Genomic DNA, 7,277 nt, shown 5'->3' with positions numbered 1-7,277 from the left:
TCGGCTCGCGGACGATGGCGCGGCCGATGGCGACGCGCTGGCGCTGCCGCCGGACAGCTGGCCGGGGCGGCGGTCGAGATAGTTGGTGAGGTTCAGCACCTTTGCCGCCGCCTCCACCTTGCGGTCGATGGCGGACTTGTCGAGCCGGGCCATCTTCAGCGGGAAGGCGATGTTGTTGCGCACGGTCATGTGCGGATAGAGCGCGTAGGACTGGAACACCATCGCCAGCCCGCGCTGGGCGGGCGGCAGGGCGGTGGCGTCCTTGCCGTCGATGCGGATGGCGCCGGACGACACATCCTCCAGCCCGGCGATCAGCCGCAGCAGCGTGGACTTGCCGCAGCCGGACGGGCCGACGAACACCACGAACTCGCCGTTGCCGATGGAGAGATCCAGCGGCGGGATGACGTCGATGTCGCCGAAGCTTTTGGTGACGCGGTCGAGCGTGATCTGACCCATAACGGGTTCCCCCCTACTTCACGGCGCCGAAGGTCAGGCCGCGCACAAGCTGCTTCTGGCTGAACCAGCCGAGAACCAGGATCGGCGCGACCGCCATGGTCGAGGCGGCCGACAGTTTCGCGTAGAACAACCCTTCCGGGCTGGAGTAGCTGGCGATGAAGGCGGTCAGCGGCGCCGACTGCGAGGCGGACAGGTTCAGCGTCCAGAAGGCCTCGTTCCACGCCAGGATGATGTTCAGCAGCAGGGTGGAGGCGATGCCGGGCACCGCCATCGGCAGCAGGACGAACAGGATCTCCTCCTTCAGCCCTGCGCCGTCCATTCGGGACGCTTCCAGGATCTCGCCCGGAATTTCGCGGAAATAGGTGAACAGCATCCAGACGATGATCGGCAGGTTGATCAGCGTCAGCACGATGACCAGACCGATGCGGCTGTCCAGCAGCCCGAAATCGCGGAACAGCAGATAGATCGGGATCAGCACGCCGACCGGCGGCAGCATCTTGGTCGACAGCATCCACATCAGCACGTCGCGGGTGCGTTTGCCGGGGACGAAGGCCATCGACCAGGCGGCGGGCACCGCGACCAGCAGGCCGAGCAGCGTCGAGCCGACCGAGATGACCACCGAGTTCCAGAAATGCAGGAAATAGTCGGAGCGCTGCTGGACCTCGCTGTAATTCTCCAGCGTCCAGTGGAAGGCGAGGAAGGTCGGCGGGGTCGCCACCGCCTCGGACTCGGTCTTGAAGCTGGTCAGGACGGTCCACAGGATGGGGAAGAAGATCACGATCCCGACAGCCCAGGCGATCAGGGTCACGACCAGCATGCGGCGGTTGGTTGCGGCGCGCGCCATGGTCAGATGTCCAGGTTGCGGCCGATCATCCTCATCAGGAAGACGGCGACGATGTTGGCGAGGACGACGGCGACGATGCCGCCTGCGGAGCCGCCGCCGACATCGAACTGCAGCAGCGACTGGGCATAGACGAGGTAGGTGATGTTGGTGGTGGCGGTGCCGGGGCCGCCGTTGGTCGTCACCAGGATCTCGGCGAAGACCGACAGCAGGAAGATGGTCTGGATCAGCGTCACCACCGTCATCGCGCGGGCCAGATGGGGCAGGATGATGTGGAGGAAGCGGTCCAGCGCACCGGCGCCGTCCATTTCCGCCGCCTCCAGCCTTTCACGGTCGAGCGATTGGAGGGCGGTCAACAGAATCAGCGTGGCGAAGGGCAGCCACTGCCACGTCACGATCAGGATGATCGACGACAGCGGCGCCTCGGCCAGGAAATCGAAGGGCTGGAGGCCCAGCCCCTTGGCGATGGCGGCGAACAGGCCGTTCACCGGGTTCATCAGCATGTTCTTCCACACCAGCGCCGAGACGGTGGGCATGACGAAGAAGGGGGCGATGACCAGGAGGCGGACGATTCCCCGTCCCCAGAAGGGCTGGTCGAGCAGCAGGGCCAGCCCGATCCCGCCGGCGATGGTCAGCACCAGCACCCCGCCGACCAGCGCCAGCGTGTTGAAGAGTGCCGAGAAGAAGGCCGGATCGGTGAGGAAATACTGGTAGTTCAGCGTGCCGATGAACTCCTCCGTCCCCGGCATCAGCAGATTGTAGCGCAGGAAGGAGAAGTAGAGCGTCATCACGAGCGGGATCAGCATCCAGCCGAGCAGCAGGATGACGGCCGGAGACATCGTCAGGCGCGCGGCTGCACGCGAATGGGCGGTGGCCATGGCTCGACCCTTGGGTAACGGCGTTGTGGAGCGCGGCCTTCTTCCTCCGCCAGCCCAGAGAAAGCTGGGACGGCGGAGGAAGAAGGGTTGCCGAGATCGGGCAGGACGGAAGGTCGGGTGTGACCGCTTACTTGATGTAGCCGGCCTTGGTCATCTCGCGGGTGGCGAGAGTCTGGGCGGTCTGCAATGCCTGGTCGGCGGTCGTCTGACCGGCGAGCGCGGCGGAGAAGGCCTGTCCGACCGCCGTGCCGATGCCCTGGAACTCGGGAATGGCGACGAACTGCACGCCGGTGTAGGGCACGGGCTGGACCGTCGGATGCTGCGGATCGGCGGCCTGGATCGACTTCAGCGTCAGGTCGGCGAAGGGAGCGGCCTTGCGGTACTCGGGATTGGTGTAGAGCGACGTGCGGGTGCCCGGCGGCACGTTGGCCCAGCCCTCCTCCTTGGCGACGAGGTCGAGATACTCCTTGGAGGTCGCCCAGGAGATGAAGGCCTGCGCGGCATCGCCCTTCTTGCTGCTGGCGGGGATCGCGAGGTTCCAGGCCCACAGCCAGTTGGAGCGCTTGCCGAGCCCGGTGTCGGGGGCCAGCGCGTAGCCGACCTTGTCCGCCACCTTGCTCTGCGCCGGGTTGGAGACGAAGGAGGCGGCGACGGTGGCGTCGATCCACATCGCGCATTTGCCGGACTGGAACAGCGCCAGATTCTCGTTGAAGCCGTTGGAGGAGGCGCCCGGCGGGCCGGCGTCCTTCATCAGCCCGAGATAGGTGGTCAGGGTCTGCTTCCAGGGGTCGGTGTTGAACTGCGGCTTCCAGGTCATGTCAAACCAGCTGGCGCCGAAGGAGTTCGCCATGGCGCTGAGGAAGGCCATGTTCTCGCCCCAGCCGGCCTTGCCGCGCAGGCAGATGCCATAGACCTCGGCCTTCTTGTCGGTCAGCTTGCGCGCCGCGTCGGAGACGAAGGCCCAGGTCGGCGCCTCCGGCATGGTCAGGCCGGCCTTCTCGAACAGGTCCTTGCGGTACATGACCATCGAACTTTCGCCGTAGAAGGGCGCGGCATAGAGCGTGCCGTCGGTGGTCAGGCCGCTGCGGATCGAGGGCAGCAGATCCTCGACGTCATAATTGGCGCCGAGCTTGGTCAGCGGCATCAGCCACTTCTGCTTGGTCCAGATCGGAACCTCGTAGGTGCCGATGGTCAGGATGTCGTACTGGCCGCCCTTGGCGGCGATGTCGGTGGTGACGCGCTGGCGCAGCACATTCTCTTCCAGCGTCACCCAGTTCAGCGTGATGTCGGGATGCGCCTTGTTGAAATGCTCCGACAGCTTCTGCATGCGGATCATGTCGCCGTTGTTCACCGTGGCGATGGACAGCGTTTCCGCCTGGGCGGAGCTGCCGAGAAACGCGGCGACGGCCGCGCCGATCAAGGAAAGCGCACGCTTCATTTCTGTTTTCCTCCCCAAAATCCTGTCCGGCCGCGCCCTGGCTTTCGTCCCGCCGGCCTTTGCGACTGGTCGCCCGACACCCGGATGCGTTTGCGGCAATCGGTTTGTAGGGCACACCAACACTATGGCGCAGCCGGGCGAGGGCCGCAATAGATAAATCACATTGATTTTGATATTCAGCGGCGTATGCCTCGGACGGCCCGTGTGGCAGGGTGGGGAGGCGATGTGGCCAGGAGGGCCGACGATGGCCTGGAGATAAGGATTAAGCCGGATTTGCCGCCGACCTTGCTCCCTTGGGGTGCCGCTTGCTACGGTGGCGAAGTTTCAAAGTTGATCGATCCAAAGGCCATGATCATGAGCGAACCCGATTAAATAAATCACTTTGATTTTGTTATGAATGGACGTTATACGGATTATTGTCGAGGTCAAGGGCGGGGAGGCGGTAGAAGGATGCGGGGCGGCGATACCACCGGGCTGCGCGCCTACAACGAGCGGCTGGTCATGCATGCGCTGCTGCAGGCCGGCATGCTGTCCAAGGCGGAAATCGCGCGGGAGACCGGTCTCAGCGGGCAGGCGGCGTCGGTGATCGTCAACCGGCTGCTGGAGGACGGGCTGCTGGTCAAGCTCGACAAGGTGCGCGGGCAGGTCGGCCAGCCGTCCACCCCGATCGCGCCGAACCCGGAGGGCGCCTATGCGCTGGGGGTGAAGATCGGCAGGCGCAGCGTCGAGGCGATCCTGATCAACCTGCTGGGGGAGGAGCTGGGGGCGAGCCGGGTGCGCTACGACGCCCCGCTGCCGGAGCCGACGATCTCCACCGCCATTGCGCAGGCGGTCGGGTTGCTGGCGCATCTGCCGCCGGCGGCGCGCGCGCGGGTGGTCGGGCTGGGCGTCGCCATGCCGGACGAAATCCATGCCTGGTCGGCGGAACTGGGGCTGGCGCCGGGGGCGCTGGACGGCTGGCGCGACGCCGACATCGGCGGCGCCTTCGCGCGGGAGACCGGGCTGCCGGTGACGCTCTACAACGACGCGGCGGCGGCCTGCGCGGCGGAGATGATCGCCGGCCACGCCATCACCAGCCGCAGCGCACTCTATATCTATCTCGGCACCTTCATCGGCGGCGGGGTGGTGCTCGACGGCCGGCTGTACCGGGGCGAGCAGGGCAATGCCGGCGCCATCGGCTCGATGCCGACGGGGCCGACGGCGCCCACAGGGCCAGACGGCCGCGGCGAGCGGCCTGGACAACTGATCCACGCCGCCTCCATCTTCCTGCTGGAGCGTGACCTGGAGGCCGCCGGGATCGACCCGTCGGCGGCGCTGTCGGCAGCGCTCCCCGACGGCAGCGGCGGGCGGGCGGATGCCATCTTCGACGCCTGGGCCGAAACCGCCTGTGCCGAGCTGTCGCGCGCCGTCGTCTCGGCGCTCAGCGTCATCGATTTCCAGGAGGTGGTGGTCGACGGCTTCCTGCCGCCCTTCTGGCGCGACCGCTTCACGCAGCGGCTGTCGGCGGCGGTGGAACGCTTCAACCGGTCGGGGCTGAAGGCCGCACCGGTGATGGCGGGCTCCATCGGGCCGATGGCCCGCGTGCTGGGAGCGGCGATGCTGCCGCTGAAGGCGCGCTTCTCGCCCGACACCGACCTGCTGGTCCGGTCGGGCATGGCGCGGGACCTGGTCTGAAGGCCCCGGGCGCCACAGCGCCTCAGATGACGATGCCGGCCAGCGCGGGGCTCTGGTCGAGGGCGTCGGCGAGGGTTTCCAGCATGCGGCGGCAGTCGGCGCGGCCGATGGGGGCGCCAAGACAGATGCGCAGCGCTTCCGGCGCCGGGCCGGCGGTCAGGAAGGTGTCGCTGACCGCGGCGGCGATGCCGGCGCTGCGCAGATGGGCGGCGAATTCCCCGCGGGTCCAGGGCGCCGGCAGGCTCAGCCACAGATGGAAGCCGTCGGGATGGGCGGTGAGCGACGGGGCCGGAAGCAGGTCGCGGGCGATGCGCTGGCGGGCCTGCGCCTCGCTGCGGATGGCGGCCAGCAGCGCGTCGGCGGTGCCGTCGGCGATCCATTGGCTGGCGACGGCGGCCGGAACCGGCGGGGTGCCGAGGATCGTGGCGCGCTGGGCGGCGGCCAGCCGCATCGCCTGACGGGTGTCGGGGGCGGCGACATAGGTGATGCGCAGGCCCGGCGCCACGCATTTGGCGAGTCCGACGACATGGAAGGTTATGTCCGGCGCCAGGGCGGCGATGGGCGGCGGCGCATCCTGCGGCAGCACGCCGTAAATGTCGTCCTCGATGACCGGGATGCCATGGTCGCGGGCGATGGCGGCGATGGCGGTGCGGCGCTCTAGCGGCAAGGTGGCCGTCGTCGGGTTGTGCAGGGTAGGGGTGCAGTAGAGCGCCTTGGGGGCATAGGTCTCCACCGCGGCGCGCAGGGCGTCAGGATCGAGGCCGTCGCCGTCCATCGCCACCCCGACCACCCGCAGGCCGAGCTGGCGGGCGATGGCCTTGAAGCCGGGATAGGTCAGCGCCTCGGTACAGACGGTATCGCCGGGACGGGTGAGCATGCAGAGCAGAGCCAGCAGCGCGCTCTGCGTGCCGGGGCAGACGACGACGCGGCGGCTGTCGTCGAGACCGGGCAGCCGCCTTGCGATCCAGCGCATGCCGGCGGCGCGGTCGTCCTCCGCGGCGCGGAAGCCGGCGCCGGCCTCCGGATAGCGCAGAAGCGCCTGCGGATCGAGCCGCAGCATCGCCTGGGCCAGCCCGCGCCGCACCCGGTCCAGTAGCTCCGGCGAATCGGGCAGGGGCGGCTGGTTCATGGTCATGTCGATGACTGCGGGCGCGGCTGGGGCTTCGTGGTGGTGCCGGACGGCTTCGGGCGGCGTGGTGTCGGGCGGCTGGCCGTCGGACGGCCTATTCTGCGGGCTGACGAAGGTGCCCTGGCCGACACGGGCGTCGAGCAGGCCGCGGCGGCGGGCTTCGCTGTAGGCACGGCTGACGGTGGTCAGGTCGACACCCAGCCGGTCGGCCAGCGTGCGCTGCGGCGGCAGCCGCTGTCCCGCCGCCAGACGGCCGGCGGCGATGTCGTCCGCCAGGGCGTCGGCGATGGCGAGATAGACCGGCTTGGCGCGGCTGGTCAGGTCGGGCTGCCAGATGGCGGCCTCCGACGGATCGGCCGGTCCAGATTGCCCTGTATGGTCGGATTGCATGGATGTCCTGGCCGTTCCCTTGCCCGCACTGCCGTGGCAGCGTCGGTATCATAGGTGCGTTCGGGTGCCGGTGCCACCCCCTCCCCCAGCGGGAAAGAGGGGGGCCTTCCTTTCGGTCCTGGCTAAGGTGCCAGGAAGACGCTGTCGTGTCTGGCCGGCTGTCCGGATCCGGTGTCCGGGGTCAGGGTGACCGTCACAGGGGTGGAGGAGCCGGCCAGCGCCGTCCGCGGGACGCGGACCTGGATGCGGTAGGTTTCCACCGCGTTGGCGCGGGCGGTCAGCGACAGCTCTCCAGCCTCGGTGCCGTCGCCGGACAGGCTGAGGCTCGCCTGCGGCAGGCCCGCCAGGGTGAGACGGTAATGACGCTCCGTCAGCGACATGTTGGCGATCTTGACGGTGTAGGCATTCTGGATGCGGCCGTCGCTGAGCGTGACGAACAGCGGTGCCCGGTCGCGCAGAACGGAGACGTCG

General features: G+C 68.2%; 6 protein-coding genes and 1 pseudogene. 1 reads left to right on the top strand and 6 read right to left on the bottom strand.

What is annotated here, in order from left to right; translation table 11 throughout:
• The 4 genes and pseudogenes from I71_RS09040 to I71_RS09025 all read right to left on the bottom strand — a co-directional run.
• A pseudogene (locus I71_RS09040) lies at positions 1-456 on the bottom strand (ABC transporter ATP-binding protein); the annotation flags it as partial.
• Between the two features lie 13 nt (positions 457-469).
• Complete coding sequence (locus I71_RS09035) at positions 470-1,300, bottom strand: carbohydrate ABC transporter permease (RefSeq protein WP_042694051.1); 831 nt, start codon at positions 1,298-1,300, stop codon at positions 470-472.
• 2 nt (positions 1,301-1,302) lie between these two features.
• Complete coding sequence (locus I71_RS09030) at positions 1,303-2,175, bottom strand: carbohydrate ABC transporter permease (RefSeq protein WP_042694049.1); 873 nt, start codon at positions 2,173-2,175, stop codon at positions 1,303-1,305.
• A gap of 127 nt (positions 2,176-2,302) precedes the next feature.
• Complete coding sequence (locus tag I71_RS09025) at positions 2,303-3,613, bottom strand: sugar ABC transporter substrate-binding protein (protein WP_042694047.1); 1,311 nt, start codon at positions 3,611-3,613, stop codon at positions 2,303-2,305.
• Positions 3,614-4,063: 450 nt separating this feature from the next.
• Between I71_RS09025 and I71_RS09020 the strand changes: the two genes are divergently transcribed.
• Positions 4,064-5,287, top strand: coding sequence for an ROK family transcriptional regulator (locus I71_RS09020; RefSeq protein WP_244433723.1), 1,224 nt, complete (start codon positions 4,064-4,066; stop codon positions 5,285-5,287).
• Between the two features lie 22 nt (positions 5,288-5,309).
• Here the strand turns inward: I71_RS09020 and I71_RS09015 are convergent, their stop codons facing one another.
• Positions 5,310-6,806, bottom strand: a complete 1,497-nt coding sequence (locus I71_RS09015) for a PLP-dependent aminotransferase family protein (protein ID WP_083897066.1) — start codon at positions 6,804-6,806, stop codon at positions 5,310-5,312.
• Positions 6,807-6,928: 122 nt separating this feature from the next.
• The coding region (locus I71_RS09010; protein ID WP_042694043.1) for a FixG Ig-like domain-containing protein at positions 6,929-7,277 on the bottom strand (349 nt) is incomplete at its 5' end.

Origin of the sequence: Azospirillum sp. B506 (assembly GCF_000333595.1) — a bacterium.
In the GTDB taxonomy this organism is placed as follows: domain Bacteria; phylum Pseudomonadota; class Alphaproteobacteria; order Azospirillales; family Azospirillaceae; genus Azospirillum.
This window is presented reverse-complemented; position numbering and strand designations above follow the sequence as displayed.